Source organism: Cetobacterium sp., assembly GCF_051653945.1.
Classification (GTDB): domain Bacteria; phylum Fusobacteriota; class Fusobacteriia; order Fusobacteriales; family Fusobacteriaceae; genus Cetobacterium_A.
Genome location: NZ_JBOFXD010000061.1, coordinates 40,238 through 56,075, shown reverse-complemented (window position 1 = coordinate 56,075; position 15,838 = coordinate 40,238). Strand labels below are relative to the sequence as shown.

Here is a 15,838-nt window from a genome sequence, read left to right as displayed (position 1 = left end):
TATATCTTATTTAACACATTCTTAGTAATTGGACTAAAAATATTGTTTATTTCCTCTTTATTTACCTCATATCCCTCAACTGAAAGATTACAAATACTTGATATCATAGGAAGCTCTCCAAGTAGGTCCAGTCCGTTCTCTTTCAAGAAGCTATCTGTTGACGCTCCATTGAACAGCTTAATCTTAGTTTCACAACCAGGGCAAACTATATAACTCATATTTTCAACCACTCCAAGCACATCGACACCCATTTGTTTTGCCATTTTTACAGCTTTTGCAACTATCATAGATATCATATCTTGAGGTACTGAAACCATTACTATTCCATTTAATGGAATTGATTGCATTACAGTTAAAGCTACATCTCCTGTTCCTGGTGGCATATCTATAACTAGATAGTCAAGCTCTCCCCAAATAACATTTTCCCAAAATTGTTTAACTGCTCTTCCAATAATTGGACCTCTCCATAATACTGGGTCATTTTCATTTTCAACTAGGAAGTTTAATGAGATTACTTTTATTCCATCTTTTGTTACTACTGGATAGATATCCTCTCCTTTTCCTCCAGCTCTCTCTCCACCTAAACCTAATAATCTTGGTATACTTGGCCCTGTTATATCAGCATCCATAATACCTACTTTATATCCTTGTTCTGCTAACTGTTTTACTAGCAGTGTTGAAACTGTAGATTTTCCCACTCCACCTTTTCCACTCATAACACCTATTACTTTTTTTATTTTATTTGCAGGATTATTAACAATTCCACAACTTGTAGATTCTTTTGAGCATGACCCTTGAGATGGGCATGAATTACAACTTGACATTTTTATGTCCTCCTTTTCAGTACATAGATTAAGAAAAACTACGTCTTCTTATATAGACACATTTTAGTATAGTTTAATCCATTTGTCAATTCCATTTTACAAATTAAAATAATCATACAAATCTGAGTCTATCTCATATTTCAATTTTAGTTCATACTCCACTAAAGGTTCCCCTTTTTTTCCTAATGTTTCTTGAGCATTTAAAACTTTTTCAACCTCTCCTAAATAGAAGAAATTTTCTCCTGATTTTTTCTTTAGAAATGCCTCTATTGTATAGTCGTTATTAGCAATTTTCCCCTCTCCTGTTAAAATACCATTTCTACTGATACATCTATTGCTCTTAGAAAACCAAGTAAATCTCTGCTCATCATAAAAAACATTATCGTATGCTGCAAAAGGTTGGGAATCATCTAACGTTATAAATATTATTACTTTTTTTTGCTCCTCAAATATTGTATATCCACTCACTTGATACCCATTATTAAAATCTAAGTTCAAGTTCCAAAAAGCCTGTTGCTTTGTATACTCCCTATATCTCAATATAGTTTCTTTTCCCTGCTGCTTATAGTTTTTAAAAACATAATTTAAATTATACTCAACGAGATCATCTATTAACATTTTAAAATAACTATTTTTTTTGTAGCTACTTTTAAAACTTTTTCTTAGACTATATTTTTCTTCTAATTCAACTACTGCTTCAAACTCCTTTATTGTAGATAAACTTGTAAAAATATCTTTAGATAGATGTTTCATAGCATTTTCAACATTTTCTCTTTGTTCTATTAAAGAGTAATCTCTTTCTAAGATAACTTCTATATCCTCTATAGACACATCTTTATCTGAGAGTAAGGTTTTTAAAATAACCATCTCATGAACTCTTTTGCTTGGAGTAAAGATACTTGATAAAAACGTCAGATAATTTTTTTCAATTTTTGAAAGTTCACCTAAAAATAGTTTGGGTCTTAATGTTTTTAAAATTTCATCATAATCTTTTCTAAATTTTAATATAACACCAGGTTCTATCATATCTCTTTGAAAAAAATCATTGAGTAGAGGTATTCTTCCAAGTTGTTTCTCTAAAAGATTAAAATCATGCTCTATATTTTTTTTAGTTGAAAAATTTGTTTTGTTTATATTTTCAAAAATCCTTTCTTTTACAATAGCTTCAAAGGTTACACTACTCTCCCCTGGAATCATATTCGTTCCATTTATTAGAAATCTTTTCATAAAATCCCTATCAAAACTATTATTTTGTGATATGGCTGTTGGAATTAAAAAGTTTTTCTCATAATTTCCTATAAAATCCAATATTACAACATACTCTTTATTTTTACTTTTTCTAAGCCCTCTTCCAAGTTGTTGAATATAAACTATTGATGACTCAGTTGGCCTTAAAAAAATAACTTGATTTACACATGGGATATCTACACCTTCATTAAATATATCTACAGTTACTATATACTCAATCTCTCCCTTTTCTAAGCTCTCTATAGTACTCTCTCTTTCTAAATCACTACTCTTACCACTTAAAGCTTTACTTTTTATGCCTTTTTCATTTAATCTCTCTGCTAAGGCTATAGCCTCTTCAACTTTTGATGCAAATATAAGTCCATGAAGTTTATCTCCACTATAACCGTAATACCTACTTTTTTCAATTATATGGTTTACTCTCTCATCTATAACTAAATTTTTTACCAATATTTTTTCATCAATCTCTTTACCATCTATAGATATATCTGATATTCCAAAATAGTGAAACGGACATAGTAAATCCTCTTTTAAAGCATCATGAAGTCTAATCTCATAAGCAATATTGTGATCAAATAAAGCATATATGTCAAAATCATCACTTCTTTCTGGGGTAGCAGTCATCCCCAATAAAAATTTAGGTTTAAAATAGTTTAAAATTTTCTGATAGCTCTTAGCTCCACTGTGATGTACTTCATCTACAACTATATAATCAAACTCCTCCTTTGAAAATAGCTCTAAGTGTTTATCTTTACTCAAAGTTTGTACCATTGCAAAAACTATATCTTTATCTATAAGTATATCTTCCCCATATAAAGCCATTTTTTTATCTTTCATTATAGTTTCAAAACTTTTTTTAGACTTTTCAAGTATTGTTCTTCTATGAGCTAAAAACAGAACTTTTTTAGGGTTTGCTACTTTTATATCAAAAGCACTTAAATATGTTTTTCCTGTTCCAGTGGCACTTATTAGTAAACCTTTATTTTTACTTTCTCTTAAAACTTTAAAAGCTTTTAAAGCCTCTATTTGCATTAAGTTTGGCTTGATTTCTATATTTTTTATAGCTCTTTCTTTTTGAAGTTTTAACATCTTTCTATTTAAATCATATATCTCTTCATACTCTTTAACCATATCTAAAGTCAATTTAGGTAGAGTATTAAAAGTTGTGTTAAACTCATTTAGGACCTCACTGGCAATCTTTCCCTTTTCTAAAGAGCTCACTTTTAAATTCCATTCAAAATTCACAGTTAAAGCTGTTTGAGTTAAGTTACTACTTCCTACAATTAGCGTCCAAATATCATTTTTTCTAAAAAAGTAACCTTTAGCATGAAATTTTTCATTACTTAAAAGTTTTACTTCTATATTCCTATATGAAAGTAGTTTTTTTAAAGCTTTTGGCTGGGTAAAGTTTAGGTAATCGCCTGTTAAAATTTTTCCTTTAACACCTTTCTCCTCTAAAACTTTCAATTGCTCTAATATAAGAGAAAGCCCCCCCTCAGTTATAAAAGCTACTGAAATTATAAATTCATCACAGTTTTCAAGTTCTTTTCTTATATCTGTAACTATCTTTTTTTCTTTATTTGATAAAAGCTTATGTTGATATTCACTTTTTGACTCTATTTCAAAATTAATAGAGCTCGTTTTTAAACTTTCTACTAAGTATTTTTCCATCTCTCACCTTTTATTACATTTAATTTGTATAGTATATTATAACATATTTTTTAAATATAAAAACGGTTAAACTTTCTAAGTTTAACCGTCCACTTATTTATATTATAAAAATTCTAAACAATACCCCGCTACTACTACAGAAAGTGTTGTTACAGAAACTAATCCTGAAACTACATAGGCTGGACCTATCTTTTCCATAATAGCATTATATTCTAAATCTGTTTCAGCTACTGCTAAAGAGATTTCTTGAGCTACTAATAGGGTTGCGGGAAATCCTAAAAGCTGTGCCATTGCAATTCCCATAGATATATTTCTAGATCCTATTATTTTCCAAGTTGGTAAAATATACATTGTTACAAAACTTCCTATAACTAAAGCTCCAAATACAACTATTAAATGCCATCCTAAAGATAACAAATCTGTTGCTGTTATTTTTGCTAGTGAGGGAATTATTCCAGCAAAAACAGCTATAGTTATAAATCCAGAAGCTTTTCCATGATCTAAAATTTTCTCTGGAACAACCCCGTAGTGAGAAAGTGTAGCTCCTATAATTAGACACCATATCGTATTATTTATATTAGTTAAATCTTGTAATAAAAATCCTATATATGCACCTAAAGTTGTTATTCCAAAACAAACAAAAGGAGTAAAGTAGGCTTTATTTTTTTCTGAAAAAGTTGCCTTTTTTTCGATTTCGATAGATTTATTTTCTTCATTTTTTAAACTAAGATTCTCTCGATGCTTTTTCACTATACTTTTAGCTTCTTTTAATCCATAGTACGAAGCTATTGGTGTTCCTACAAATTTTTGTAAAGCGTATATCAATGTCCCAAATGCTGCTGCCATTGGAAATCCCTTTTCTAACGCTCCACTAACCATTATATTCGTGGCAACGATTCCTCCATTTATTATAGGAACTGCCACTAGAGCAGAGCTTTTACCTATTATTGGAACTATTAATAACATAAAACTAATAGCCCCAACCATAGAAAGCACTGAAACTAAGACTGTCCTCCACTCTGATTTCAACTGTTTGAAATTAACCATTGTTCCCATTCCAAAAACTAAAATAGGACTTGCCCAACGACCAACCTTTGTCAAACCTGATATCTCAACAATATCAACTGGTATTATTTTTAACATAAACAATATTAGGAAAATGAGCAAAGCTACAAATATTGATGACAACCTAGCTTTTGTTAAAACACTCAATATATCTCCAATAGCAAATATACATATTGTAATTGTTAACATTAATAACATCTCTTTCATCTACTACCTCTTTTTCTATTTTAGAAGCTCTTAAAATTTATAGCCTTAATTGTTACCATATTTTGAGTGAATTTTATAGTATCTTTATCTAATTTTAAATCACTCCCCATTGTAATTCCATTTAAGGCCATTCCTTTTAATAAATTATATAAAATTCTATCTCTATCTTCAAAGTTTGCCATTTTTATCCAATCCTTATAATTTCTTTTTACTTCAAACTTCTCAATTTCAAGACCTCCAAAATCAAAATCTTTTAGTAGGTCTTTTAACTCTCTTGAAGTAAAAAATTTATTATGAGAAAAATCTCTAATTTTTTCACAAGTATTTTGTAAAATATTTTCTCCTTCATCTGATGATGTATAAATATCAACTACTATAATTTCACCAAAAGGTTTTAATATTCTTTTTAATATCTGCATAACTCTTCTAATATCATGAAAATGATGGAAAGATAGAACACATATTATTGTATCAAAAAAGTTATCAGGGAATTGAGTATCATGTATATCTCCCTTTATAGCTTTTATATTTTTTATCTCTCTTTTTTTTATTTTAGATTTTAAACTATTAATCATTCCATTACTTATATCCAAAGCAAATATCTCATCAGCTTTATCTGCAAGACTTAGTGACAATAATCCCGTTCCGCACCCTAAATCTAAAACTCTTTTTCCCTTGAAAGGGTGACCTATATTTAGTATTCTATTCAAATACATATTATCCGTTAAAAGAGTATACTCATTATAACCACTTGCTTGTTTATCAAAAGATCTTTTTACTTTTTCCAAATAAAGATCTGTATCCTGTAAAAAATCATATCCCAATGCTATATATATTTTTTTCTCAGAAGTTGCTGATATTGTTTCCCCATTTTCAAAACGACTAATAGTTCTTATATTTAAACCTGTTATTTTAGATAAATCCCTTTGTGTCATTTTTCTTTTTTTTCTAAGCTCAATAACACTTTCAAAATCCTTTTCAATCATATATCCCTCTCTTTACTTGAGATTAATTAAATTAATAAAACTTTAATATCACTCTCATTAAAAGCATTACTATAACTGCATCAATAAGAGGAATCATTAGTAATAATTTTTGATACTTCTTTGCTACATCTGAAACTAAAACTATTCTAGCAAAGTGTCCTACTAAAGTTCCCATTATTATAACCGTTGGAAATAGTATCGTTGCTTGTTCTTGATTTATAAGTCCTTGTTCATAAAGAAGAAGTGCACTTGCGGCTCCTGCTGCCTTAGCAAAAAAGGCTGCTATCAAAGCTACAGTAGCTTCTCCAGGTAATCCAAATATTGCCATTATAGGTGATAAATATTTTCCTATTATTGGCATCATTCCTGTTACTGTTAAAATTGCTATTAATGCATAAGCCATAACCATAGCTGGAGCTATCAACTCTAGTCCTATATAAAGACCTTTTTTAGCTCCCTTCATAAACGTTTCTACTATACTAACCTTTTTTGTATTTGTTGTACTCACTTAAACTCCTCCTAAATAAACGCCTTATCTTTTTTTGCTTCTTTTTGATTTAATCTTTTGCAATAAAGTCTTACTATATTTGCCCCTATAATTTTTACAACAATCTGAATAAGTATAATTAATCCAACTGGTACAATAGAAACCGCTATAAGAGGTGCTCCACCAGTTAAGGTATTATTTATTACTCCTGATCCAGCATATTGATAAGCTACAAATATCGCTCTTTGATCATCTGTTATTTCATTATTTTCAAAATGCTCTTTTGTCATTACAGCTCCTACATCAGAAGAAGTAAATGTACTTACAAATGTTAAACCAACTACACCAGGTAATCCCATTAAAGGTTTTAAAAGCGGTGTGAATAATTTTGATGCTACTCTTAAACCTCCTAACTCTTGAGCAACCTCTATAAGTCCAAGAGCTAACATTGTTGTAGGAATAAGTGTCAACGCAAATAAGAACCCCTCTTTTGCTCCTGTTCCACCAGCTCCTCTAAAATCTAATTTTCCAGATACTTTACCAAAACTTCCAGCTAATGTATTAAAATCTAGTGCTCTTAAAGGTCCCTCAGCTTTTTGAAATGCTCCAGAAAATATCATTATTAACATAACTAATGATAACCACGCTATTATATTTTTTTTAGTATTATTATTATTCATCTTTTTATTTCCTTTCTTTAATTTAAGTTTATTTTTATTTAAAATCTTTTGGCATATTTAAAACAGTTGCAACTAATAGCTTTGCTCTTTCTTCTAAAGAGTCCACTAACGCTCTTTCTTCTAAAGTGTGATTTGCATATCCTCTAACTCCAATAGCACAAACAGTTGGTACTCCAGCCATAACACTATATGCAGCATCTGATGCTCCTCCTAATACGCACTCCTTTGGTTCTACAAACCCTAATTCTAAAGACGCTTGCTTTACCAATTCAAATAATCTCATATTTCCATCTGTTTTTTCCATAGGATGCATCAAAGATACTTTTTCTAAAACTGCTGTAGTCCCCTCAACATAAGATGTATTCGTAATATCTTCTAAAACTTTTTTCGCTATATCAACATCTTTATTTGTTCTAAATCTCACATCTATTTGAAGTTCACAGTCAGCTGGGATACTATTTGCAACTGTCCCACCTTTTATAACTCCAACATTGTAAGTGATTCCATCATAATTTGTTAATTTTTCCAAATTAATAGTTTTATATGCAGCTTCTTTTATAGCACTTATACCATTTTGTGGTTCATTCCCAGCGTGAGCTCCTTTTCCTTTTATTTTTATTTTATAAACTGCTCCACCTTTACGCCCTACAGCTATTCTTCCATCAACAAATCCTGTTTCACAATCAAAGGCTGCTGCAAATCCTTTTACTTCATTTAAAAATACATCAGCTCCTTTCCCTAAAGATGTAGAGTGTTGAATCTCCTCATCCCCTGAATAAACAAGCTTTATTTCTCTATCTATACCAATATGTTTTAATGCTTGAGCAGCTAGAAACCCAACTATTACTCCACCTTTACAATCTAAAACCCCTGGTCCAGAAATAATTCCATCTTCTATTTTTACAGGATTCTCTCCAAATCTTCCCTTTCTATGTACAGTATCAACATGTCCCATAAAAGCTACTCCTGGAAGATTACTATCTACTTTATAAGAAGCTACTAAACTATTTCCACTTCCTTGGAAATCATATATTTTTGTTTCCATCCCTACTTTTGAAAATTCCTTTTGTAAAAATGATTGTACTTTATCAATCTCTTCAAAATCATAAGCGTATGATTCCATTTTACAAATATCTTCCCATAATTTTCTCATCTCTTCACTCCTACTATCTATAAAAGTAAAAGCTTTTTCTAAATTATTTTTCATTATTCTATACCCTCCAATTTCTATTAATTTTTATAATCTTATTATATTTTCAAAAAAATAATTGTCCACTTTTTTTTTAAAAGTCTCATTTTATAAGGTATTGTCTTGTATGTTTCTACATGCTGTCTATAAATTGTCGTCTATGAAATAGAAAAATATTCTACAAAGTTCACAACAATTTTCCTTTTTTTCATGTACAAAAAAGGTGTGATTTTAGTTCGCCTTGCAAACACTAGCTTTCCCATTTTCAAAAAATGTGTTTATATATCAAAAAATAAATTAAAAAATAAAAATTTGGAATATTTATTTTCTTTTACTTTTTTGATATCATTACAGAGTAAGAAACATATCAAAGAAAGTCGGGGGACTAAAGCCATGATAGAAATTAAAGACATTAAATTAGCACAACAAGGAAACGAGGAAGCTACTGAAAAGATTTTCCACGAGTACCAAAGTTCAATCTTGAGAAATAATCGTAAATTTTTCTTAAAAGGTGCAGAATCAGATGATTTACTGCAAGAAGGTTATATCGGACTTATGAAAGCGATTAAATCTTATGATGAAACAAAAAATGCGTGTTTTAACACTTTTGCAAATCTATGTATTAGAAGACAGATTATAACAGCTGTAAAAACACATAGTTCTGCTAAATATCAAAACTTAAATTCTGCTGTTATGGGAGAGGAGTATGTTGGATTTGAAGAGGTTACTAAGTATAACTCTCCATCTATAAACTTCTACAATCCCGAAGAGATTGTTCTAGGAAAAGAGTTAATTAAACTTTTAGAAAATTTCTTAGTTGAAAATTTAAGTGATTTAGAAAAGAAAGTATTCTATTATTTATGTAAAGAATATTCATATATTGAAATTGCTGAAGCATTAGATGAAACTCCAAAGAAAATAGATAACACTATCCAAAGAATTAAAAAGAAAATATTAAACTATTTAGGAACTTACATTGAAAAATAGTTATTTAAAAATAGTAGCCTACATCTTTTGTAAGCTACTATTTTTTATGATAATATTTTTTGCTATCTCCAGCATCATGATAACCTACTAAAGAAACTTTTAATCTCTTGATTAGGTATTTTTAAAGAATATGATTTAAGCCCAGTTATTGAAGAAACTCTCATCTTTTCATATGTCAAATATCCTGAAAACAACATCAAAGACCATATGGTATTAATATTATTTAAGTCATCAAAGACTATATTTTCTGAGATTGTTTCCCAAATCGTTTCATCTTTAAATATCAATTCCAACTCTTCAAACACCTTTTTATCATTTTTAGCTAATAACTGCTTTATTAAGGCATTATCACTTGTGTTTATCCAGTATGCATCTAATTTATTTCTATTTAAAAAATTTATTAACGACCATGGATTATATACTAATTTATCTCCAAACGTGTAGCCATTATACCATTTTTTTACTTCTTCTAGTTCGTAATCTAACTTATAGTATTCCAAAGCTTCCTCTACTTCATTTTCAGTTAATCCAAAATAATTAAAATCATTATCTAAAATTGTAGATACTGTAAGATTATTTAAACCCGAAAATATACTTTCCTTAGCTACTCTTAATATTCCAGTGAGTACTGCAAATTCTAAATATGGATTCCCTTTTAATGCTGCACTTAGAAAGTTACGGAAGAAAAATATAGCTTCATCATAGTATCCTTGTGAATGAGCTGTTACTAAAGGTGTATCGTATTCATCTATCAAAATTACCACTTTTTTATTATATTTTTCATATAAAATTTTTGATAACTCTAAAAGTGATGTCTCTTGATTTTCTCTTTTTCTTTCTAATGTTACACCATACTTACTATATTCAGCTTGTATCAATAAATGCAATTTATTTAAGCAAAGCTCCCAGTTATTGACTTTTATATCTTTTAAACTTATATATATAACTGGATACTCCCCTTGATACACCATTTTATCTGTAGCTGAAATATCTAGTCCATTAAATAACTCTTTATTAACCTTTTTATTTTCTATATTAAAGAAATAGTTAAGCATTGACATATTTAAAGTTTTTCCAAATCTCCTCGGTCTTGGTAGCAATGTTACTTTAGATTTCTTATTTAATAGCTCATCTATTAATAAAGATTTATCTATTAAATAATAATTATTATCTATTATTTCTTTAAAATCATCTATCCCTACAGGCAACTTCTTCTTAACCATTTTTTCACCTCACTAATATTTTATATTATCTTTAGTATACCATATTTTTTATTAAAATTAGCATCCTCAATAAAATAAAAGTGTGAGATAAATCCCACACTTTTTCTACCTTAATACTTTATCTTTTTCTAATTCATTTTTCATTTTTTCTGCTAACTTCAAGTAATTATCCCAAGCAGTATTTCTTCTTGTAAATCCACTTTGCTTATAATTTCCTGACTTTTCAGTAGCTGGTAAGTCTGTTAAATCTAAAAGATTTTGAGTTTTTACCACTTTATCATTTAACGCATCCATCTGAACGTTAAACCCAATACGTGATGGCTCATCATACATAATACTCCAATATTTTGATTGTCTATAAAACTCTTTTAATTTTTTATCTTTTATCTCATCCTTAGTATCTGCAAAAATCTCATCATATCTACACTCTACTATTTTACCTTTTTCAACAATAACTTTTAAAACTCCAGTTAAACCATTCCCAAAGTTTTCAGAAACACTATAGTATTTAGAATCAGATTTTTTATCCATTTGAGAGCTTAATTTTTCTGCTAGTGGAACCATAGATTGTTGAATACTATTTGATGCTCCCGCTACCATATCAAAAGTCCCTGTTAATCTTTGCTCTTTTATCATTTGATTCTCAGCAACTAGAACCCCTTCTATCCAAGCTACTCCACTTTTTTCTACCATTGAAAAATTATACGGTGATAATCTTTTTGATACATTTTGGTAAAAACGATTATAATAGTTCGGTCTTGTTAATTCATTAAACTCTACATGAACTAATTTACCATTATTTTTTACTACTTCTAAGGTTCCTAAATGTCCCTGACGAAATCTCTCTTCAATTTTATAATAATCACCTTTTACAACTCCCTCTTTAGGCTGAACTGTCCAATTGGGAACTTTTATCTCACTCATAGAAAGTGATGATACTAACGTTAACATAGCTAATAAAAATATTTTTTTCACTTTATCCTCCAAAACTTTTTCTATAAATAGTATACTTGTATTTCAAAGTAAGTCAAGAATTTAATTGACAAATCTAGAATTTTTGGATATTATTACTATATAAATTGAATAAAGTTGTATTTTAATGCAATGTGGTGCCCACAAGAAACTCATTAGGTTGTTTTAAAACAACTCATCTTGCTAGGGTGAAGTGTATCGTTAGTAAAGGTAATCCTAGGATTACCTTTTTTTATTTATTATTTTTTATCAGGAGGAATTATATTATGGATCACAAATTTTACTTAAGAAGATGTATTGAGATTGCAGATGAAGCAGTTGCCAGTGGAAATAATCCATTTGGAGCACTTCTAGTAGATTCTAAAGGAGATATTATCGTAGAATCTGGTAATATCGAAATTACTGAAAAAGACTGTACTGGTCATGCTGAAACAACAGTTATGAGAAAAGCTACTAAGCTTTATTCTAAGGAGTTTTTATGGGATTGTACTCTTTACACAACTGCTGAGCCTTGCTGTATGTGTACTGGAGCTATCTATTGGGGAAATGTTGGAAGAGTGGTATTTGGAATAACAGAAAAACAACTTCTTGAGCTTACTGGTAGCCACGAAAAAAATCCTACTTTTGACGTTCCATGTAGAGAGGTTTTAGCTAAAGGACAAAAAAATATCGAAGTTATCGGTCCAATTGATGATGTTGATTTACAAGAGGAGATAGTTAAGATACATAGAACTTTCTGGAAATAGATTTTTTTAACGGGGGTTATATAATATGAAAAACCAGATATTTGAAACTTTAAAACCTTATCTTGGAAAAGTGATCTCTGCATTAACCCTTAAATCTACGGAATCTATAATCGATTTGACTCTTCCACTTATTATGGCTGATATTATTGATAAGGGTGTTATGAAACAAGATATTGATTATGTTATATCTAGAGGGCTATTTATGATAGCTGTAGCTACCTTAGGTTATATTAGTGCAATTGTTTGTAACTACTATTCTGTTCAAGCTTCTCAAGGTTTTGGAAAAGATTTAAGAGAAAAAATTTTTATAAAGATACAGGGCTTTAACTTCAATCAATTAAATCGTTTCACCCAAGCTTCTCTTATAACTAGAGTTACTCAAGATGTAACTCAAATAGTTATGACCTCTTATATGTGCATGAGAATGGTTGTTAAAGGACTTGTCACAGGTATCGGAGCTGTTATAATGTCATTTATAATAAACCCCTCTCTTTCTACAATACTTCTTATTATAGTCCCTATAACTGTCTACCTAACATATTTTTATATGAAAAAATCTATTCCTCTTTATACTGAGCTTCAAATAAGACTTGATAAACTCACACAAATAATAAGAGAAAATCTAGTTGGAATTAGAGTTATAAAAGCTCTTGTTAGAGAGGGAGTTGAAAATCAAAAATTTGAAGATAGAAATACTGATTTTGCTGAAAAAAATATAGAATCACAAAACCTTATAGACTCTAAAAGTCCATTTATAGCTCTACTTTTAAACTTAGGTATTTGTGCTATTCTTTGGTTTGGTGGACAAAAAGTGAATTTAGGTTCAATAAAAGTGGGGGAGGTTGTAGCTTTTGTAAACTATGTGAGTATGATTTTTTTCTCTCTCAACGCTCTATCTTTTCTTTTTACTCTTTTAAGTAAAACAGTTGTTTCTTCTGAAAGAATCAACGAAGTTTTGGAGGAATCTACTGAAACTTCTGAAGAAAATGAAGTTTCAAAAAATATAGATTCCAATTTTTCCATAGAGTTTAAAGATGTTTATTTCTCCTATGAGAAAAACTCTCCTTGGGTTTTAGAAAATATAAACTTTAAAATAAAAAAAGGGGAAATTATCTCCATAATCGGTGGAGTTGGTTCTGGTAAAAGTACTCTTATAAATTTAATTCCACGATTTTATGATGTTTCTAGCGGTTCTATTTTAGTTGATGGGATAGATATTAAAAAATATAATCTTAAAATTTTAAGAGAGAAAATAGATCTTGTTATGCAAAAAACTTTCCTTTTTTCTCAAAGTATTGAGGACAATGTAAAGTGGGGAAAACTTACAGCTTCTCAAAATGAAATTGAAACTATAGTGGAAAAATCTCAAGGAAGTGAATTTGTTAATAATCTTCCTGAGAAATATAAAACTAAAGTGGCCAAAGGTGGAATGAATTTTTCGGGAGGACAAAAACAGAGAATCTCTATAGCTCGAACTTTAATTAAAGAGTGTGAAATTTTAATTTTTGACGATAGTTTTAGTGCACTAGATTTTATAACAGAAGCAAAATTAAAAAAAGAGATTTTAAGTTTAAAAGGAGATAAAACAGTTATAATAATCTCTCAAAGAATATCCTCTATTAAGAACTCTGATAAAATAATCGTTTTAGATAATGGGAGAATATGCGGCACAGGTACCCATACAGAACTTTTAAACTCTTGTGAAATTTACAAAGAGATTTGCCAATCTCAAGAAATCTGTTCTAAAGAGGGGGAGTCTTATGAGAATAAAAAATGAAATTTTGAAAAACCTACTTCCATATCTTTTAGAACATAGAAAAAAATTGATTTGGTTAAGTTTTATTGCCATCTTAGGAAATGGACTAACTTTAATAGGTCCATATCTCATTGGAAAAGGAATAAATATACTCAAACTTCAAATGTCTAGGGTAGATATTATCTCTCTTGGAAAAATAACTTTTCTTCTTGGAATAGTTTATACTATTGGAGCTTTTTTAACTTTTATACAAAATATAACCATGAATAGAGTTTCTCAACAAATAGTTTGGCGTATGAGAAAGGAGAGCTTTGAGAAACTTCATAAATTTTCTTTAAAGTTTTTTGATAATAACTCTCATGGAAATATTATTAGTATAATGATTAATGATATTGACAATATAAGTAGTTCTATTTCACAAATTGGAACTCAAGTTGTTGTCAGTATTCTTACCATTGTTATAACTTTAGGAATTATGACCTATATAAGTCCCACACTTACACTTATACAAATAGTTTTAATTATTGTAACTGGAGGTTTTTTACGAAAATTAACTCTTAAAAGCCGTGAAAAAATGAGAGAACAGCAAAGGTACTTAGGAGAATTAAGTGGATATGTCGAGGAGATGCTCATGGGAGAAGCTGAGGTTAAATCCTTTACTTATGAAGAAAATGCTATTAAAAACTTTAAAAATCTCAACGAAAAATATAAAGAGAACGCTGTTAAAGCATATTTTTTTACAGGTTTTAGTTACCCCTCTTTAAACTATATAGGAAATATAGGGTATGCCCTTATAGTGCTTATTGGGTCTATTTTTATTTTAAATAATGAAATTACCTTAGGAGGTCTTTCAAGTTTTATAATCTATTCTAGAATGTTTAATCGACCAATAGCTAACATCTCAGATGTTTACAGTATTATCCAAACTGTTCTTGTCAGTGCTGAAAGATTCTTCACTTTAGTCAATCAAGATGAGGAGAAGGAAACAGGAGATAAAAAAGTAATTCTAGAGGAAACAAAGGGTAACATACAATTTATAGATGTGACATTTGGATATCAAAAAGAACAAAAGATTATTGATAAATTTACCTTTGAAGCTAAATCTGGAAATATGATTGCAATAGTTGGACCTACTGGAGCTGGAAAAACTACTATAACTAATCTTTTAATGAGATTTTATGAGATTGATTCTGGTAAAATTATAATTGATGGAAGAGATATAAGAGAGTATTCAAGAGGGGAACTGAGAAAACTTTTTGGAATGGTACTTCAAGATACTTGGATTTTCACAGGTACTATTAAAGAAAACATAGTTTATGGAAATGAAAATGTCACTGAAGAGGAGATTATAGATGCAGCAAAATTAGCTTGTGCTCATGATTTTATTATAAAACTCTCTCAAGGCTATGACACAAAAATTAGTGAAGAAAATATAACTTTATCTCAAGGTCAAAAGCAACTTATCACTATAGCTCGTGCTATTTTAAGAGATCCTCGATTTCTTATTTTAGATGAAGCTACAAGTGGGGTAGATACAAGAACAGAGATGAGGCTTCAAAAAGCTATGGAAAACTTAATTCATGGAAGAACTAGTTTTGTAATAGCCCACCGTTTATCTACTATAAAAAGTGCTAATCTTATTTTAGTCATAAGGGATGGAAAAATAGAGGAGCAAGGTACGCATAAAGAACTTATGGATAAAAAAGGGTTCTATTATACAATGTTTAACGAGCAATATACAAATATTTAATTAGACCCATTAAACCCTAATTAGATCCACTTAATTATTCACAAATG

13 protein-coding genes are annotated in these 15,838 nt (G+C 29.4%); 4 read left to right on the top strand and 9 right to left on the bottom strand.

All coding sequences use genetic code 11. The features are described 5' to 3' along the window. The 7 genes from ACRC8M_RS07065 to ACRC8M_RS07035 all read right to left on the bottom strand — a co-directional run. Positions 1-824 (bottom strand): Mrp/NBP35 family ATP-binding protein (locus ACRC8M_RS07065; protein WP_438528496.1); only part of this gene is annotated, 824 nt, incomplete at its 3' end. Between the two features lie 96 nt (positions 825-920). Beyond that, the gene (locus ACRC8M_RS07060) at positions 921-3,743 is read right to left on the bottom strand and encodes a DEAD/DEAH box helicase (RefSeq protein WP_438528495.1); all 2,823 of its coding nucleotides are present in this window, start codon (positions 3,741-3,743) and stop codon (positions 921-923) included. 102 nt (positions 3,744-3,845) lie between these two features. Then, entirely contained in the window at positions 3,846-5,015 is a 1,170-nt protein-coding gene (locus tag ACRC8M_RS07055; RefSeq protein ID WP_438528494.1) for a hypothetical protein, read from the bottom strand. A gap of 20 nt (positions 5,016-5,035) precedes the next feature. Beyond that, positions 5,036-6,001, bottom strand: a complete 966-nt coding sequence (locus tag ACRC8M_RS07050; RefSeq protein WP_438528493.1) for a methyltransferase domain-containing protein — start codon at positions 5,999-6,001, stop codon at positions 5,036-5,038. 31 nt (positions 6,002-6,032) lie between these two features. Beyond that, positions 6,033-6,509, bottom strand: coding sequence for a nucleoside recognition domain-containing protein (locus tag ACRC8M_RS07045; RefSeq protein ID WP_438528492.1), 477 nt, complete (start codon positions 6,507-6,509; stop codon positions 6,033-6,035). Between the two features lie 11 nt (positions 6,510-6,520). Further along, positions 6,521-7,168, bottom strand: a complete 648-nt coding sequence (locus tag ACRC8M_RS07040; RefSeq protein WP_438528491.1) for a nucleoside recognition domain-containing protein — start codon at positions 7,166-7,168, stop codon at positions 6,521-6,523. 34 nt (positions 7,169-7,202) lie between these two features. Beyond that, positions 7,203-8,375 carry a M20/M25/M40 family metallo-hydrolase gene (locus ACRC8M_RS07035; RefSeq protein WP_438528490.1) on the bottom strand — a complete coding sequence of 391 codons (1,173 nt, stop codon included), beginning with the start codon at positions 8,373-8,375 and terminating at the stop codon, positions 7,203-7,205. A gap of 375 nt (positions 8,376-8,750) precedes the next feature. On the opposite strand from ACRC8M_RS07035, the gene ACRC8M_RS07030 reads away from it, so the two are divergent. After that, complete coding sequence (locus ACRC8M_RS07030) at positions 8,751-9,344, top strand: sigma-70 family RNA polymerase sigma factor (protein WP_438528489.1); 594 nt, start codon at positions 8,751-8,753, stop codon at positions 9,342-9,344. A gap of 74 nt (positions 9,345-9,418) precedes the next feature. Here ACRC8M_RS07030 and ACRC8M_RS07025 read toward each other — a convergent pair whose 3' ends face one another. After that, positions 9,419-10,567, bottom strand: a complete 1,149-nt coding sequence (locus ACRC8M_RS07025; protein ID WP_438528488.1) for an AAA family ATPase — start codon at positions 10,565-10,567, stop codon at positions 9,419-9,421. Positions 10,568-10,672: 105 nt separating this feature from the next. Further along, positions 10,673-11,542: an FMN-binding protein gene (locus ACRC8M_RS07020; protein ID WP_438528487.1), complete on the bottom strand. Its 870-nt coding sequence runs from the start codon at positions 11,540-11,542 to the stop codon at positions 10,673-10,675. A gap of 263 nt (positions 11,543-11,805) precedes the next feature. Between ACRC8M_RS07020 and ACRC8M_RS07015 the strand changes: the two genes are divergently transcribed. From ACRC8M_RS07015 to ACRC8M_RS07005, 3 genes are read left to right on the top strand one after another with little or no spacing between them, the layout of a single operon-like run. After that, positions 11,806-12,285 carry a nucleoside deaminase gene (locus ACRC8M_RS07015; protein WP_438528486.1) on the top strand — a complete coding sequence of 160 codons (480 nt, stop codon included), beginning with the start codon at positions 11,806-11,808 and terminating at the stop codon, positions 12,283-12,285. A 25-nt stretch (positions 12,286-12,310) separates the two neighbouring features. Beyond that, complete coding sequence (locus ACRC8M_RS07010) at positions 12,311-14,062, top strand: ABC transporter ATP-binding protein (RefSeq protein WP_438528485.1); 1,752 nt, start codon at positions 12,311-12,313, stop codon at positions 14,060-14,062. Then, entirely contained in the window at positions 14,046-15,791 is a 1,746-nt protein-coding gene (locus tag ACRC8M_RS07005; protein ID WP_438528484.1) for an ABC transporter ATP-binding protein, read from the top strand. Before ACRC8M_RS07010 ends, ACRC8M_RS07005 begins: the two co-directional genes overlap by 17 nt. The last annotated feature ends 47 nt before the right edge of the window (positions 15,792-15,838 follow it).